The organism is Chitinophaga arvensicola (assembly GCF_900110835.1).
Taxonomy (GTDB): Bacteria; Bacteroidota; Bacteroidia; order Chitinophagales; family Chitinophagaceae; genus Chitinophaga; species Chitinophaga arvensicola.
In genome coordinates this window covers 3755736-3770237 of the sequence record NZ_FOJG01000002.1, presented here as the reverse complement: position 1 = coordinate 3770237, position 14502 = coordinate 3755736, and the positions used below count along the sequence as shown (strand labels likewise).

At 46.1% G+C, this 14502-nt stretch carries 16 protein-coding genes; 10 read left to right on the top strand and 6 right to left on the bottom strand.

The window, feature by feature from the left end; all coding sequences use genetic code 11:
- Window positions 1–23: 23 nt before the first annotated feature.
- Window positions 24–593, top strand: coding sequence for a thymidine kinase (locus tag BMW79_RS32340; protein WP_089903459.1), 570 nt, complete (start codon window positions 24–26; stop codon window positions 591–593).
- Between the two features lie 47 nt (window positions 594–640).
- Here the strand turns inward: BMW79_RS32340 and BMW79_RS32335 are convergent, their stop codons facing one another.
- Window positions 641–1123 carry a GtrA family protein gene (locus tag BMW79_RS32335; RefSeq protein ID WP_089903456.1) on the bottom strand — a complete coding sequence of 161 codons (483 nt, stop codon included), beginning with the start codon at window positions 1121–1123 and terminating at the stop codon, window positions 641–643.
- Window positions 1124–1200: 77 nt separating this feature from the next.
- The gene (accC, locus tag BMW79_RS32330; RefSeq protein ID WP_089903454.1) at window positions 1201–2691 is read right to left on the bottom strand and encodes an acetyl-CoA carboxylase biotin carboxylase subunit; all 1491 of its coding nucleotides are present in this window, start codon (window positions 2689–2691) and stop codon (window positions 1201–1203) included.
- A gap of 162 nt (window positions 2692–2853) precedes the next feature.
- On the opposite strand from accC, the gene BMW79_RS32325 reads away from it, so the two are divergent.
- The 4 genes from BMW79_RS32325 to BMW79_RS32310 all read left to right on the top strand — a co-directional run bounded on the left by BMW79_RS32325 (window position 2854) and on the right by BMW79_RS32310 (window position 6028).
- Window positions 2854–3522 carry a heme exporter protein CcmB gene (locus tag BMW79_RS32325; RefSeq protein ID WP_089903451.1) on the top strand — a complete coding sequence of 223 codons (669 nt, stop codon included), beginning with the start codon at window positions 2854–2856 and terminating at the stop codon, window positions 3520–3522.
- Window positions 3523–3667: 145 nt separating this feature from the next.
- Window positions 3668–4330: a cytochrome c biogenesis protein CcsA gene (gene ccsA, locus BMW79_RS32320; RefSeq protein ID WP_089903448.1), complete on the top strand. Its 663-nt coding sequence runs from the start codon at window positions 3668–3670 to the stop codon at window positions 4328–4330.
- The gene (locus BMW79_RS32315; RefSeq protein ID WP_089903445.1) at window positions 4327–4566 is read left to right on the top strand and encodes a CcmD family protein; all 240 of its coding nucleotides are present in this window, start codon (window positions 4327–4329) and stop codon (window positions 4564–4566) included. Before ccsA ends, BMW79_RS32315 begins: the two co-directional genes overlap by 4 nt.
- A gap of 43 nt (window positions 4567–4609) precedes the next feature.
- Window positions 4610–6028 (top strand): Glu/Leu/Phe/Val family dehydrogenase, encoded by a 1419-nt coding sequence (locus BMW79_RS32310; RefSeq protein WP_089903442.1) that lies wholly within the window; start codon window positions 4610–4612, stop codon window positions 6026–6028.
- A gap of 62 nt (window positions 6029–6090) precedes the next feature.
- Here the strand turns inward: BMW79_RS32310 and BMW79_RS32305 are convergent, their stop codons facing one another.
- Window positions 6091–6534, bottom strand: coding sequence for a type I restriction enzyme HsdR N-terminal domain-containing protein (locus BMW79_RS32305; RefSeq protein ID WP_089903439.1), 444 nt, complete (start codon window positions 6532–6534; stop codon window positions 6091–6093).
- 94 nt (window positions 6535–6628) lie between these two features.
- Between BMW79_RS32305 and BMW79_RS32300 the strand changes: the two genes are divergently transcribed.
- The 4 genes from BMW79_RS32300 to BMW79_RS32285 all read left to right on the top strand — a co-directional run bounded on the left by BMW79_RS32300 (window position 6629) and on the right by BMW79_RS32285 (window position 11061).
- Window positions 6629–7399 carry an AMP nucleosidase gene (locus BMW79_RS32300; RefSeq protein WP_089903436.1) on the top strand — a complete coding sequence of 257 codons (771 nt, stop codon included), beginning with the start codon at window positions 6629–6631 and terminating at the stop codon, window positions 7397–7399.
- Window positions 7400–7418: 19 nt separating this feature from the next.
- Window positions 7419–9167: an ABC transporter ATP-binding protein gene (locus BMW79_RS32295; protein WP_089903433.1), complete on the top strand. Its 1749-nt coding sequence runs from the start codon at window positions 7419–7421 to the stop codon at window positions 9165–9167.
- Between the two features lie 100 nt (window positions 9168–9267).
- A complete protein-coding gene (gene queA, locus BMW79_RS32290) occupies window positions 9268–10317 on the top strand; it encodes a tRNA preQ1(34) S-adenosylmethionine ribosyltransferase-isomerase QueA (RefSeq protein ID WP_079470851.1) in 1050 nt (349 codons plus the stop codon).
- 66 nt (window positions 10318–10383) lie between these two features.
- Window positions 10384–11061, top strand: a complete 678-nt coding sequence (locus tag BMW79_RS32285; RefSeq protein WP_089904513.1) for a 2-C-methyl-D-erythritol 4-phosphate cytidylyltransferase — start codon at window positions 10384–10386, stop codon at window positions 11059–11061.
- Between the two features lie 30 nt (window positions 11062–11091).
- On the opposite strand, the gene BMW79_RS32280 is transcribed toward BMW79_RS32285, so the two are convergent.
- From BMW79_RS32280 to radC, 3 genes are read right to left on the bottom strand one after another with little or no spacing between them, the layout of a single operon-like run.
- Entirely contained in the window at window positions 11092–11418 is a 327-nt protein-coding gene (locus BMW79_RS32280) for a lipoprotein (protein WP_089903430.1), read from the bottom strand.
- A gap of 59 nt (window positions 11419–11477) precedes the next feature.
- On the bottom strand, window positions 11478–12464 hold the full coding sequence (locus BMW79_RS32275; RefSeq protein ID WP_089903426.1) for a Gfo/Idh/MocA family protein: 987 nt from the start codon (window positions 12462–12464) through the stop codon (window positions 11478–11480).
- A 46-nt stretch (window positions 12465–12510) separates the two neighbouring features.
- Complete coding sequence (gene radC / locus BMW79_RS32270) at window positions 12511–13218, bottom strand: RadC family protein (protein ID WP_089903423.1); 708 nt, start codon at window positions 13216–13218, stop codon at window positions 12511–12513.
- Window positions 13219–13496: 278 nt separating this feature from the next.
- Between radC and BMW79_RS32265 the strand changes: the two genes are divergently transcribed.
- Window positions 13497–14465 (top strand): ribose-phosphate pyrophosphokinase, encoded by a 969-nt coding sequence (locus BMW79_RS32265; protein WP_089903420.1) that lies wholly within the window; start codon window positions 13497–13499, stop codon window positions 14463–14465.
- Window positions 14466–14502: the final 37 nt, after the last annotated feature.

Here is a 14502-nt window from a genome sequence, read left to right as displayed (position 1 = left end):
ATTAATAATCAAATTAGTATAATATGTTTATTGAACCTTCTCTTGCAGGAGGACGGAGGGGCTGGATTGAAGTAATTTGCGGCTCTATGTTTTCCGGAAAAACCGAAGAACTGATCCGCCGGCTCAAAAGGGTACGCATCGCAAATTTAAAGGTGGAGATATTTAAACCTGCGGTAGATACCCGTTATGATGAAGGCAGTATTACTTCTCATGATGAGAATAAAATTATTTCCACCCCGATAGAAAATTCCCAGCAGATATTATTGCTCGCCCAGGAAGTAGATGTAGTGGGGATTGACGAGGCACAGTTTTTTGATGATGAGTTGCCGAATGTATGTGATCAGCTGGCGTTGCGTGGGGTACGTGTTATCATTGCCGGGCTGGACATGGATTACACCGGAAAACCATTTGGACAGATGCCCTTTCTGCTGGCGAAAGCCGACTATATCACGAAGCTGCATGCCATTTGCGTAAAGTGCGGGCATATTGCCAATTATTCCTATCGTAAATCTGCTTCGAAAGAAACCCTGTTACTGGGAGAGAAAGATTTATATGAGCCGCGTTGCCGCCATTGTTATTATGAGCAGGTATAAAGCGGGCCGCTGTTGTTTTATTTTGTGTAAAACAACAGCCGGTTTTATTAAGCCTGTTGTTTTACTTTGAACGTAAATTTCTTCTGGGTAAGATAGCTGAAAATAACTACCAGTGCGGTAGTACATATTTTACCGATGGTTGGATAAAAGTGGAAATGTTCTACAAAGATCTTCATCAATACATAGTTCAGCAGGATACAGATCCCTACCAGTACAAAGTACCGGAACAATTGTACACGTCCCCTCAAATTAGATTCAGAGAACACTACATATTTGCTGAGCAGGAAGCCGGTAGGAAAAGTGATGGCCATGGACATGAATAAAGCGGCAATAGGTGCGCCCATATCAAAGAGCCCGAAATGAACCATGTTCTGATGCAGCACAAAGTTGTAAAACACATAATACAGGAGGATATCCAACGCCGTATTCCCACCACCGCACGCGAGGTAACGGAAGGTTTGAAAAGGCATCAGCTTTGAGAAAGGCTGATAAACGAACTGAAGGATCTGTAGTATGATGTTGCGTAACATAGTTGAAATTGGCGCAAAGTTATACGTTTTCGCGTTTTTCGGAAACACTTTAACGAAAGTTAACAACTGTTTTGGGCTTATCTTAACATATTCCTTTTTTTCCAGGGTGAATTACGTGGATTACTTTTGATAGCCGCTTCCTGTAAATTTATATTGTTTTGCTGCCATACGTATGCAGCCAGGATGGCCGCCAGTTTGTTCAGGTCTTTTTCGTCTGAAAGCAGTGCCTGTGGCGTGAAATATTTGCTGATAAAGTTGGTGTCAAAATTTCCTTCAATAAAGGCCGGTTGCTGGAGTGCCCAGCTGCCAAAGGGGAGTGTGGTTTTGATCCCTTTTACCTGGTACTCTTCAATGGCACGGATCAGGCGTAGCCTGGCTTCTTCCCGGTCGCTTCCCCAGGCAATCAGTTTGGCGATCATAGGGTCGTAGTAAATGGGAATATCCATTCCCTGTTCGTATCCATCGTCTACCCTCACACCATACCCCTGCGGCCGGATATAGGTTTCCAGTTTGCCGGTATCGGGTAAGAAGTTATTGGCCGGATCTTCCGCACAGATACGCAATTCAATAGCGTGGCCATTTATTTTAAGACTGTCCTGAGTAAAAGTTAATTTTTCGCCTCTGGCTACTTTAATCTGCTCCTTTACCAGGTCCAGGCCGGTAATCAGTTCTGTAACCGGGTGTTCTACCTGTAACCGGGTGTTCATTTCCAGGAAGTAAAAATTCAACTGTTCGTCTACCAGGAATTCTACCGTACCGGCGCCGTAGTAATTACAGGCTTTGGCTACATCTACGGCACATTGGCCCATAGCAGCCCGGATGGCCGGTGTAAGACAGGAAGAAGGTGCTTCTTCAATCAATTTCTGATGGCGTCGTTGAATAGAACATTCCCTTTCAAATAAGTATACGCAGTTACCATGACGGTCGCCCAGTACCTGTATTTCTATATGGCGTGGGGAGCCTACATATTTCTCTATGAATACAGCATCGTCGCCAAAGGCGCTGAGGGCCTCGCTTTTAGCCATCCTGATCTGTTCATCCAGTTCTTCCGGGTTGTTTACAACCCGCATCCCTTTACCGCCACCACCTGCAGAGGCTTTGATAAGGATAGGAAAACCTGTTTTCTTCACTACTTCCCTGGCTTCTTCTACACTGCGCAGCGGTGTTTCCGTACCCGGCACCATCGGTACCCCAAATTTCTGTGCGGCCTGTTTGGCGGCCAGTTTGCTACCCATCACTTCAATCGAGGCTGCAGATGGTCCGATAAAAATGATTCCGGCATCCGTTACCTGTTGCGCAAAACGGGCGTTTTCGCTGAGAAATCCGTAACCAGGGTGGATACCATCGGCTCCTTTCTCTTTTGCCACCGCAATTATTTTTTCCCCCAGCAGGTAAGATTGATTGGAAGGCGCAGGGCCGATACAAACAGCTTCATCTGCATATTGTACAAACGGCATGGTACGATCCGCTTCGGAATATACCGCTACTGTTTTAATGCCCATTTCACGTGCGGAACGCATGATGCGCAATGCAATTTCTCCCCGATTGGCAACCAGAATTTTATTCATCAGCGATTGGCTTTTAAGAAGGAGCTTTTACCACACACGGCAAAGCCACTTTTTTAACGAGGGACTAATATACTTAAAAATGACTAACGGCTGAAAGGCAATCGCATGGTAGGAGGCAGATGCTGCAAATAATACTTACAATGGTTATCTTTGCGCCTGATCATGAAAAAAAGCCATCCTGTACATCAGACATTTACCCTCGTAAAGAAGGATCTTACCCTGGAATTACGCCAGCAGTATGCTTTTTATGGGGTACTACTCTATATTGTTTCTACCGTTTTTGTTATCAACCTGATGATGGGAAGGCCGGAAGACAAGGTATGGAATGCGCTTTTCTGGGTAATACAGCTGTTTGTAGCCGTAAATGCTGTGGCTAAGAGTTTTATGCAGGAAAGCCGCGGCCGTCTCCTGTATTTCTATTCCCTGGTAAACCCGCGCTGTTTTATTGCGGCTAAACTGATCTACAACGTAATTTTAATGACCCTGATGAGCATCATTGCGCTGGTTTGCAGTATTGCCTTCCTGGGTAATCCAATTATCAACCCCTTCTATTTTATAGGTATGGTATTGCTGGGAGGTACCAGTATATCCCTGTTATTTACCATGCTGGCGGCTATTGCAGCCCAGGCCAATCATAATGCCGCCCTGATGGCGGTAATGGGGTTCCCGCTCATAATGCCGGTGCTGATGCTGCTGGCCAACATCTCTTTATCTGCCTTTGTGACGGTTTATCAGCCGGAACTTCCTAAAATGTTCCTGTTGCTCGGGGGAATGGATATTCTCGTAATTGCCCTGACAATGATCCTTTTCCCGTTTTTGTGGAAAGACTGATATGTGAAATATCAAACAAAAAGCTCACTTCTGTAAAGGATATTTAACGGGCATTTACTGCCGTTGGATAAACTTAAAATCGTCGAAAATCTTTGTGATTAGGTTTAAAACGTGTAGGTTTGCCCCCGAATATAGCTATTAAAAAATGGCCAGACATTGGTGGAAAGCATTAGCGATACTGCTTCTTATATATGTAATTATCGCCGGGTTCACTGTTAAAATACCCATAATAGGAACCAACGGACAATCATCCCGAGGATTGTTCTTTCACGTACCGATGTGGATATGCATGTATACGATGTATACCATATCGATTATCTACTCCCTGCTTTATCTGTCAAAATACGATTTAAAGAAAGATGTAATTGCTTCCAGCGCTGCCGGAGTAGGTACTTTCTTTGGGGTATTGGGATTTGCAACGGGTACGCTCTGGGCTACCTATACCTGGGGAGGCACCCTGACGGACGATCCAAAACAGATGTGTACCGCCATCGCCATTCTCATTTATATGGCCTACCTGGTATTACGTATGTCGGTACACGACCTGGACAAACGGGCACGGATATCCGCAGTTTTCAACATTTTTGCTTTTGCACTGCTGATACCGCTGACTTACATCATCCCGCGTATGGTGGACTCACTGCATCCCGGAAGCGCTACCACACCCGGTTTTGCCTCAAAAGATACAGACGGTTCCATGAAAACGGTGTTGTATCCTGCCTTTATTGGCTGGACCTTACTGAGTGTGTGGATTTTTTCCCTGGTAGTACGTTTCAGGAAATTACAGCTTAAAAATATTTTTAAATGATCAACAGAGCGTTTTCATTCTGCCTCACACTGGCCTTGTTATTTATATCAGTACTGGCAAATGCACAACAGCAGAATACAGAGAAAGGAGCGGTCAACGAGTTTTTCCGCAGCAACGATAAAATTTATGTCATTGTAGGTGTTTTAGTGATCATCTTCCTCGGAATTGTGTTATTTCTTATTAATCTCGACAGAAAAATAGGAAAACTGGAAGAGCGGGACCGGAATGGTCTATAGCAGAAGCGTTTAAAATCTAATCGTTATACCAAAACAATAATTTATGTCGCAAGATCAGCATTATAGCTTTTTCCAGAGTGTGGAAAAGAGCTTCGACAAAGCAGCTGCATTCACCAAATGGGACAAAGGTATCCTGGAGCAGATCAAGGCCTGCAATGCCGTTTACCAGATTAAATTCCCGGTGAGAATAGGCGATTCCGTACAGGTAATTGAAGCTTACCGCGTACAGCATTCACATCATAAACTTCCCTGTAAAGGTGGTATCCGCTTCAGCGAAGAAGTGAACCAGGATGAAGTAATGGCACTGGCATCCCTGATGACCTACAAATGCGCTATTGTGAATGTACCTTTTGGCGGTGCCAAAGGCGGTTTAAAAATCAATCCCCGTAACTATACTCCCTTCCAGCTGGAAGCGATTACCCGTCGTTATACTGCGGAACTGGTAAAGAAAAACTTTATCGGACCCGGTACAGACGTACCTGCTCCTGACTATGGTACCGGTGAAAGAGAAATGAGCTGGATCCTGGATACCTACATGAGCTTACGTCCGGGTGAAATCGACGGCTACGGCTGCGTAACCGGTAAACCAGTATCTCAGGGCGGTGTGCGCGGTCGTACCGAAGCTACCGGTCTGGGTGTATTCTATGGTTTGCGCGAACTGTGCAACATCAAGGAAGATATGGATCGCCTGGGTCTTACTACCGGCATCGAAGGTAAAAGAGTGATTGTACAGGGGATGGGTAACGTGGGTTACCACGCTGCCAAATATTTTCACGAAGCAGGTGCAAAAGTAATCTGCCTGATCGAGTGGGATGGTGCTATCTATAACGAACAGGGTATGAATCCTGACGAAGTACTGATGCACAAAAAAGCAACCGGTTCTATCGTAAACTTCGCCGGCGCTACCAACCTGAATAAAAATACAGACGGCCTGGAACTGGATTGCGAAATCCTTATCCCTGCTGCACTGGAAAATGTAATTGATAAACATAACGCTCCAAACGTAAAGGCAAAGATCATCGGTGAAGCTGCCAATGGTCCTTTAACACCGGAAGCGGATGAAATCCTGAATAAGAAAGGAGTAATCGTAGTGCCGGATATGTTCCTGAACGCCGGTGGTGTGACCGTTTCTTACTTCGAATGGTTGAAAAACCTCAGCCACGTTCGTTATGGCCGTCTGGGTAAACGCTTTGATGAGAATATGAACATTCATATCCTGCAAACTATCGAAGACCTGACGGGTAAGAAAGTGTCTGATAAAGAAAGAAAATTCATTGCACACGGTGCGGATGAAGTGGACCTGGTATATTCCGGCCTGGAAGAAACCATGCACGCTGCCCTCCACGAAGTACGTGATGTGATGATGGCCAATCCGCAGATCCATGATATGCGTACAGCCGCTTACGTAGTAGCGATCAATAAAGTAGGTGCTGCTTACGAACAACTGGGTATTTTCCCTTGATGCAGGGTGAATGATAATTTTACAGAAAGCCCCCGCCTGATGCGGGGGCTTTTTTATACGCCTTACTCAAATGCCGGTAACTGATGCAGGAACCGCCATTTGTTTTCCGCTGCTACATAATTGCCGCAGAAAGTATTGGTACCATTGGTAATCACCAGGTAAGTGGCGGGAATTACCATATTGTAGCGGATCACCTGTTGCATGGTGTGTTCTGTGAGGGGCACATTCATTTCTTTGCATTCCACCAGCATCCACGGTTTGGTGGCCCGGTTGTAGATCACGATATCATACCGCTTTTTCATCTCTCCCAGGTAAATTTCCTTTTCAATACCGATGAGTGAAGCCGGGTATTGCAGCACTTTTACGAGATAGTTCAGGAAATTTTGTCTCACCCATTCTTCAGGGGTAAGCACCACATATTTCTTACGGAAACGGTCAAAGATCATTTCTTTGCTGCCTTCTCTCATAATTTTAAAATCGGGTGACGGGAAGCTGATAGCGATCAAGATATAACTGATTTTAATACTGTTGCGAAGATAGTTACATTAGGATAATATTGGGGTTAGTGAACAAAACCTTATATTTGCTTGTCAAAAAGCTATGAAGACAAAAGAAGAAATTGTAGCTAACTGGCTGCCCCGCTACACGGGTGAGAAACTGGATCATTTTGGCTCCCACATCCTCCTCACCAATTTCAGTAATTACGTAACGATGTTTGCCGAATGGAACAACGTAGAAATCGTTGGAGCCGGCCGCCCCATGCAATGCGCTACTGCAGGCGATATCACCATTATTAACTTTGGGATGGGAAGTCCGGGCGCGGCTACCGTGATGGACCTGTTATCTGCCATCTCCCCGAAAGCAGTATTATTCCTCGGAAAATGCGGTGGACTGAAAAAGAAGAATGCCATCGGTGACCTGATCCTGCCTATAGCGGCTATCCGGGGAGAAGGAACCAGCAACGATTATTTTCCGCCGGAAGTACCTGCCCTGCCTGCATTTGCTTTGCAGAAGGCCATCTCCACCACTATCCGCGATTCAGGTTACGATTACTGGACAGGCACCTGCTATACCACTAACCGCCGTGTATGGGAACACGACGCTGAATTCAAACAATACCTCGAAAAAATCAGGGCCATGGCCGTGGATATGGAAACCGCCACCATTTTCTCTGTGGGTTTCTTTAATAAGATCCCTACTGGTGCTTTATTGCTCGTTTCGGATCAGCCAATGGTACCGGAAGGCGTAAAAACGGAAGAAAGCGACAAAAAGGTGACTACTAAATTTGTAGAACGCCATCTGAAAGTAGGGATCGATTCCTTACAGAAGCTGATTGAAAGTCACCAGACCGTGAAGCACCTGCGTTTTTAGAATTGTTGTATCTTCCGGTATGCTTTCCACGCGGGTAGAGATACAGGATCTGGAAGTTACTTTCAGTACCGGACCAACAAGAACAACAGCTGTTAATCAGATTTCCCTTTCTATAGGCAAGGGCGAAATAGTGGGCGTAGTCGGAGAATCCGGGTCGGGTAAATCCGTTACAGCCCTCTCGCTCATGCGTCTTATTGATTTGCCTGGTACCATTTCCGGTGGACAAATCCTTTACCAGGCAGCTACCGGCGCGGCAGTAAACCTGCTGCAGTTGCCCGATGCCACCATGCGTAGCTACCGGGGCAACGAAATTGCCATGATTTTTCAGGAGCCGATGACGGCGCTTAATCCCCTGCATACCTGCGGAGAGCAGGTAGCGGAAGCGATCCGTTTACATACCGGCATATCCCATAAAGCAACCCGACAGGAAGTAAAAGTTCTCTTTGAGAAAGTAAAGCTCCCGGATCCGGAAGGAATGATGGGTCGTTATCCCCATGAAATTTCAGGTGGCCAGAAGCAACGGGTCATGATTGCGATGGCCATTTCCTGCCATCCCCGCCTGCTGATTGCAGATGAACCCACTACCGCATTGGATGTGACTGTACAGAAAGCCATCCTGGAATTACTCCGGGAATTGCAGCAGCAGATGGAGATGAGCGTTATTTTTATTACCCATGACCTGGGTGTGGTGGCCGAAATTGCAGAAAGGGTAGTGGTGATGTACAAAGGAAATATAGTGGAAGAAGGAGCAGTAAAGGACGTGTTCCTGCATCCGCAACATCCGTATACAAAAGGCTTGCTGGCATGCCGGCCTCCGCTGGATAAACGTTTGACAAGATTACCGGTGATCCGTGACTTTATGGAAACGGACTCACAGGGACAGATACACGAAAAAGCCGGCGCCATCGGAGAGGTGATGCAGTCGCTGAGTATCCCCGAAGCGGATATCAGGAAACGAGAGCAGCAGCTGGCGTCTGCGGTGCCATTGCTGGAAGTACATCATCTCAAAACCTGGTTTCCGGTGAAGAGAAGTATTACCGGGAAAGTGTTGCAATGGGCAAAAGCCGTGGATGACGTAAGTTTCCAGGTAATGACCGGCGAAACGCTAGGCCTGGTAGGCGAATCGGGTTGTGGTAAAACTACGCTGGGAAGGTCTTTACTAAGACTGGTTGAACCAACCGGGGGGAGTATTGTTTATAAAGGGCAGGATATACGAAGTTTGTCGGCCACCGCGTTACGGGCATTGCGGAAGGATATGCAGCTGATCTTCCAGGACCCTTATGCGTCGCTTAATCCCCGGCGCACTATTGGCGCCGCTATCCTGGAGCCGATGCAGGTGCACGGGTTGTATGGAACAGCACGTAGTCAGCAGGAAAAGGTACGGGAGTTACTGGAGAAGGTAAATTTGTTGCCGGAGCATTTTTCCCGGTATCCGCATGAGTTTTCGGGTGGGCAGCGGCAACGCATTGTGATTGCCCGGGCGTTGGCGGTGGAGCCTTCTTTTATTATCTGTGATGAATCGGTGGCGGCCCTGGACGTAAGTGTACAGGCACAGGTGCTGAACCTGCTGATCCGTTTACGGGAGGAGCTGGGTTTTACCTGTATCTTTATTTCCCATGATTTGTCGGTGGTACGGTTTATCAGCGACCGGATGATGGTGATTCAAAGGGGGAAAATGGTAGAGCAGGGGCCTGCAGATGCGGTGTACAATCATCCGCAGGATCCTTATACTCAACAGCTGATCGCTGCTATTCCCAAAGGAATGTAATATATAATTATCTGATTATGATACTTTAAATATCATTTTTTGATGATATAAATAATAATCGGTAGCTTTGCACCTCTAAAATTTTTATTCATACCGTAATATGAAACTATCACAGTTCAAATTCGATCTTCCTTTAAATCTGATCGCCCAGCACCCTACCAAGACAAGAGATGAGTCACGTTTAATGGTGGTACATCGCAATACCGGTAAAATTGAGCACAAAGTATTCAAAGACATCCTTGGTTATTTCAATGACAAGGACGTAATGATTGTGAACAATACCAAGGTATTTCCTGCCCGGTTGTATGGTCGTAAAGAGAAAACAGGAGCAAAAATTGAAGTATTCCTGCTGCGTGAGCTGAACAAGCAAAACCGCCTGTGGGATGTAATTGTTGACCCGGCGCGTAAAATCCGTGTGGGTAACAAATTGTATTTCGGCGACGACGAGACGCTGGTCGCAGAAGTGATTGATAACACCACTTCAAGAGGCCGTACAATCCGTTTCTTATTCGAAGGTAATGACGAGGAATTCAAACAGGTGTTGGATCAGCTGGGTGAAACGCCGTTGCCTAAGTATATCAAACGTAAGCCGGAAGATGAAGATAAAGAGCGTTATCAGACCGTGTATGCCAAGTACGAAGGCGCTGTAGCTGCACCTACTGCAGGTTTGCACTTCAGCCGTGAATTGATCAAGCGTCTGGAAATCAAAGGTGTTAAGTTTGCAGAAGTAACCCTGCACACTGGTTTAGGTACTTTCCGTCCTATCGAGGTAGAAGACCTGAGCAAACACAAAATGGATGCGGAGTATTTTCACATTGAAGAACACGCGGTGAAAGTGGTAAACAAAGCGAAAGAAGAAAACCGCAAAATCTGCGCGATCGGTACTACCTCTGTACGTGCCGTAGAATCTTCCGTAACTGCGCAGAACCACCTGAAAGCTGCTGAAGGATGGACCAACACGTTCATTCATCCGCCGTACGACTTTGCTATTCCAAATGCACTGGTAACTAACTTCCACCTGCCGAAAACCAGCCTGTTGATCATGACCTGCGCTTTTGCAGGATATGATCTGATCATGGAGGCTTATCAGCAGGCGATTAAAGAGAAATACCGTTTCTTCAGCTATGGCGACGCCATGCTGATCGTTTAATTACAAAAGCATTTTCGGGGATTTTCTTATTCAATGCTGAATAAGGGAATCCCCGATTTTTTTTATATGGAATATAAAAAAGTGGCTATCATCGTAGCCGGCGGGTCCGGCACCCGGATGCAGAGCGCTGTACCCAAACAGTTCCTGGAGTTATCCGGTAAACCTGTATTATACCACACCATTGCTGCTTTTGCTACTGCATTTCCGGATATGGAAATTGTGCTGGTACTTCCTGAAGCCCATTTTACTTTTGCCAATCATATTTTACAGGCCTTTGAACAGTTGCCCGATATTACCATTGTAAAAGGGGGCGATACCCGCTTTCATTCCGTGAAGAACGGATTGCAGCAGGTAAAGCAGCCTTCAGTAGTATTTATACATGACGGGGTGCGTCCGCTGGTATCTACGGCGTTGATCCGTGCCTGTTATGAGGCGGCAATTATTCATGGTAGCGCTATTCCGGTGATTGATATGAAGGATAGTATCCGGGAGATATCAGCCGGTGGGAATGCCGCTGTGGACCGCGATCGTTTCAAGATCATCCAGACACCGCAAACTTTCCTTTCTGAATTAATCCTTCCTGCCTTTGAATTGCCCTATGATCCTTTATTTACAGATGAAGCTACTGTAGTGGAGCGATTGGGACAACCGGTGCACTTGCTGCCGGGAGAGGAGTCGAATATCAAAATTACGAAACCACTGGACCTGGCCATTGCAGAAGCATTGCTGAAGGAACGGGGATAACCTACGGATCCGGATATACGAAAAGGGTTGTTACCTGCCTGTAAATCCGGCTGCTCTTGCTTTTGCGGTATCCGCAAAAAATACATTTACCGTAATTACCCGATTGGTAAGGGTGTCGCAGTTGGTATAGTGGGCTGCGCCTGCAAAAATTTCTCCCTCGATATGTACATCAACGAAAGTGATTTTTTGTTTGTTCAGCCAGGCGGCTACAGTATCTGTGCTGGTAGTAAGCGCTTTGCCCCAGGGGTCGTTGCAGAGTGTTTCGTTACGCGACATATAGCGCGACACAGCAGGGGGATCGTTAGAGCAGGAGGCGATGATCAAAGCCGCTGTCAGCACAAATAAAATTCGTTTCATAAAAAGTTTCAGTGTGTTATGAAAACGGGCTGACAGCGGAATTTGTTACATGTGTTGGTTTATTTTGCGGCCGCTGTTTCGGACAGACCTTTATTTATTTTAGCCAGGATCTGATGGGCTACATCCATGGCCTGCAGGCCATCAATAGCGTTTACGGCTACCGGTGTATTATTCAGGATGCTGTCGCGGAACATCTCCAGCTCCATGCGGATGGCATTGGATTGTTTGATCTGCGGATTATCTATGGCGATGGTTTTTTTACCACTGTTGGTTTCAATATCCAGGGTAAATAAGCCTTCGTCTTCCGGTGTTTTGAGTTTAATGATCTCCGTTTTTTTATCGAGGAAATCAATTCCGATGTATGCATCTTTCTGGAAGAGGCGCATTTTGCGCATCTTTTTCAGGGAAATGCGGCTGGAGGTGAGGTTGGCTACACAGCCGTTACCGAACTCAATACGTACGTTGGCGATATCGGGGGTATCGCTCATGACAGCGACGCCACTGGCTGAAATGCGGCTAACGGTAGATTTCACGATGCTCAGCACAATATCGATATCGTGGATCATCAGATCGAGGATCACACTTACATCGGTACCACGTGGATTGAATTCTGCCAGGCGATGCACTTCAATAAACATGGGTTTCAGGTCATATCCTTTGAGGGCGAGATAGGCAGGATTAAACCTTTCGACGTGTCCTACCTGGAATTTGATATTCGCTTCTTCCACCAGTTTTACCAGTGTTTTGGCTTCGTCCATGGTGTTGGTCATGGGCTTTTCCACGAATATGTGTTTGCCGTTGCGGATGGCCAGTTCACATAGTTTGTAGTGCAGGGTGGTAGGCGCCACAATATCGATGGCATCTACGGCCTGTATCAGTTCTTCTGCGGTGGTATACCGTTGAATATTATATTGCTCGGAGATGCTGGCTGCATTTTCGTTGTTTGGATCATAGAAGCCTACTACTTCTACGTCTTTCATAGTGGCCAGTTGAGAGAGGTGTATCTTACCTAGATGTCCTACGCCGAAGAGTCCTATTTTGAGCATATGGAAAATGAATAAATATGTGCGAAAGTAAAACAGATTTGGGGATTTATATCATCCCTTCTTCCATGAGGCTGCAGTAGCCTGTTTCAGACACAATAATGTGATCCAGTACCTGTATATCGAAAAGCTGGCCCATGTCTTTTATTTTGTGGGTGATCCGGATATCTGCCTGGCTGGGGCGGAGGCTGCCGGAGGGATGATTATGGCAGAGCAGCAGTTTGGTGGCTGCGGCATCAAGCGCTTCCCTGAAAATGACGCGGGTGTCTACAAGGGTGCTGGTGATGGTACCGGTGCTGATATGGCTGTAATGAAGCACTTTATTGGCGTGATTGAGATACATTACATAAAACTTTTCAATGCCCTGATCTGCGAGCATTGGCTTAAAGAACAGGGCGGCATCTGCACCGCTGCTGATGACCTGTTTCTTGAGAATATTGCCGGCTTGTCTTCTTCTGGCCAGTTCCATGGCGGCGAGTACGGTAATTGCCTTCGCTGATCCGACACCATGCAGCCTTTGGAGCTTTTTTACATGTATTTTTCCCAGCTCGGAAAGATTATTATCAGCCAGGCGCAGGATTTCCTTTGCCAACTCCAGGGCAGATTTATTTTTGTGGCCGGTATGTAGCAGAATGGCCAGTAATTCGGCATTGCTCAGGGCGGCGGCGCCAATATTTACCAACTTTTCTCTGGGCTGTTCATCTTCAGGCCAATGGCGTATAGCCAGGTGGGGAACCGGGTTAACATTAACAAACATGGCTTATTTTCGTTTCACCAAATATACGAACACGGCTCCGGACTCTTCTCACCTCACTTACTTTTATTTCCTTTTTTCCCGTCGATCATTATAAAATCGTTATATTCGGTACCGATCGTTATGGGAATTTTTCGGGACCTATTATCTTTTGGAACGTTATGAAATTGAGTATATTATAGTTGTGTTTTTACAACTATGTAATTTGTATTTGAAAAAAAATCAGGCTGGTACTCCCAAAAAATCCTAGTTTTGCAACCTCTTTTCCACTAGTATCTAGTATGCAACCTTCAGTAAAAATTTTCACAGGCAACAGCAATCCGGCACTGGCCGAGAAAATTGCCAAGAAATATGGCAAGGGTCTTAATGGCGGTCTTGGCAAAGTAAAGATCCAGAAATTCAGCGATGGAGAGATCCAGCCGGTATTTCTGGAAAGTATCAGGGGCGATTATGTTTTCCTTATCCAGGGAACCAGCGCGCCTTCAGATAACCTGCTGGAGCTGCTGTTAATGATTGATGCCGCCAAGCGGGCTTCCGCCGGCTATATTACAGCAGTAATCCCTTATTTCGGATATGCCCGCCAGGACAGAAAAGACAAGCCCCGTGTGGCTATCGGCTCAAAACTGGTTGCTAATCTGCTTACATCTGCAGGTGCTAACAGGGTGATAACCATGGATTTACATGCTCCGCAGATCCAGGGATTCTTTGATATCCCGGTAGATCACCTGGATAGTTCAGCTATTTTTATTCCTTATATAGAGAATTTAAAGTTAGAAAATCTTACCTTTGCGTCCCCTGACGTAGGTAGTACCAATAGGGTACGTGAAGTGGCATCCTACTTTAATGCGGAGATGGTTATTTGCGACAAACATCGTAAACGTGCCAACGAAATTGCATCAATGGTAGTGATCGGGGATGTGACGAACAGGGATATCGTATTGATTGACGATATCTGCGATACCGCCGGTACGCTTTCCAAAGCAGCCAACCTCCTGATGGAGAAAGGCGCCAGAAGTGTCCGCGCTTTTTGTACTCACCCCGTATTCAGCGGAAATGCGTACGAAAATATCGAGAACTCAGTGCTGCAGGAGATAGTAGTATGTGATACTATTCCTATCAAGCCGCAGGCACCAGGTTCCAAGATCAAGGTGATTTCAGTAGCAGAGCTGTTTGCGGTAGCAATCAGAAACATGCACGAGAACAAGTCCATCACCAGCCTGTTTATTCACAGCCATCGCCGGCAGGACTAACAACATCGTATTTTAATCAACAATATAAATTGTCTAA

Coding starts and splice junctions, on each gene's coding strand:
- BMW79_RS32340 (WP_089903459.1), top strand. CDS start 24: ATGTTTATTGAACCTTCTCTTGCAGGAGGACGGAGGGGCTGGATTGAA.
- BMW79_RS32335 (WP_089903456.1), bottom strand. CDS start 1,123: ATGTTACGCAACATCATACTACAGATCCTTCAGTTCGTTTATCAGCCT.
- accC (WP_089903454.1), bottom strand. CDS start 2,691: ATGAATAAAATTCTGGTTGCCAATCGGGGAGAAATTGCATTGCGCATC.
- BMW79_RS32325 (WP_089903451.1), top strand. CDS start 2,854: ATGAAAAAAAGCCATCCTGTACATCAGACATTTACCCTCGTAAAGAAG.
- ccsA (WP_089903448.1), top strand. CDS start 3,668: ATGGCCAGACATTGGTGGAAAGCATTAGCGATACTGCTTCTTATATAT.
- BMW79_RS32315 (WP_089903445.1), top strand. CDS start 4,327: ATGATCAACAGAGCGTTTTCATTCTGCCTCACACTGGCCTTGTTATTT.
- BMW79_RS32310 (WP_089903442.1), top strand. CDS start 4,610: ATGTCGCAAGATCAGCATTATAGCTTTTTCCAGAGTGTGGAAAAGAGC.
- BMW79_RS32300 (WP_089903436.1), top strand. CDS start 6,629: ATGAAGACAAAAGAAGAAATTGTAGCTAACTGGCTGCCCCGCTACACG.
- BMW79_RS32295 (WP_089903433.1), top strand. CDS start 7,419: ATGCTTTCCACGCGGGTAGAGATACAGGATCTGGAAGTTACTTTCAGT.
- queA (WP_079470851.1), top strand. CDS start 9,268: ATGAAACTATCACAGTTCAAATTCGATCTTCCTTTAAATCTGATCGCC.
- BMW79_RS32285 (WP_089904513.1), top strand. CDS start 10,384: ATGGAATATAAAAAAGTGGCTATCATCGTAGCCGGCGGGTCCGGCACC.
- BMW79_RS32280 (WP_089903430.1), bottom strand. CDS start 11,418: ATGAAACGAATTTTATTTGTGCTGACAGCGGCTTTGATCATCGCCTCC.
- BMW79_RS32275 (WP_089903426.1), bottom strand. CDS start 12,464: ATGCTCAAAATAGGACTCTTCGGCGTAGGACATCTAGGTAAGATACAC.
- radC (WP_089903423.1), bottom strand. CDS start 13,218: ATGTTTGTTAATGTTAACCCGGTTCCCCACCTGGCTATACGCCATTGG.
- BMW79_RS32265 (WP_089903420.1), top strand. CDS start 13,497: ATGCAACCTTCAGTAAAAATTTTCACAGGCAACAGCAATCCGGCACTG.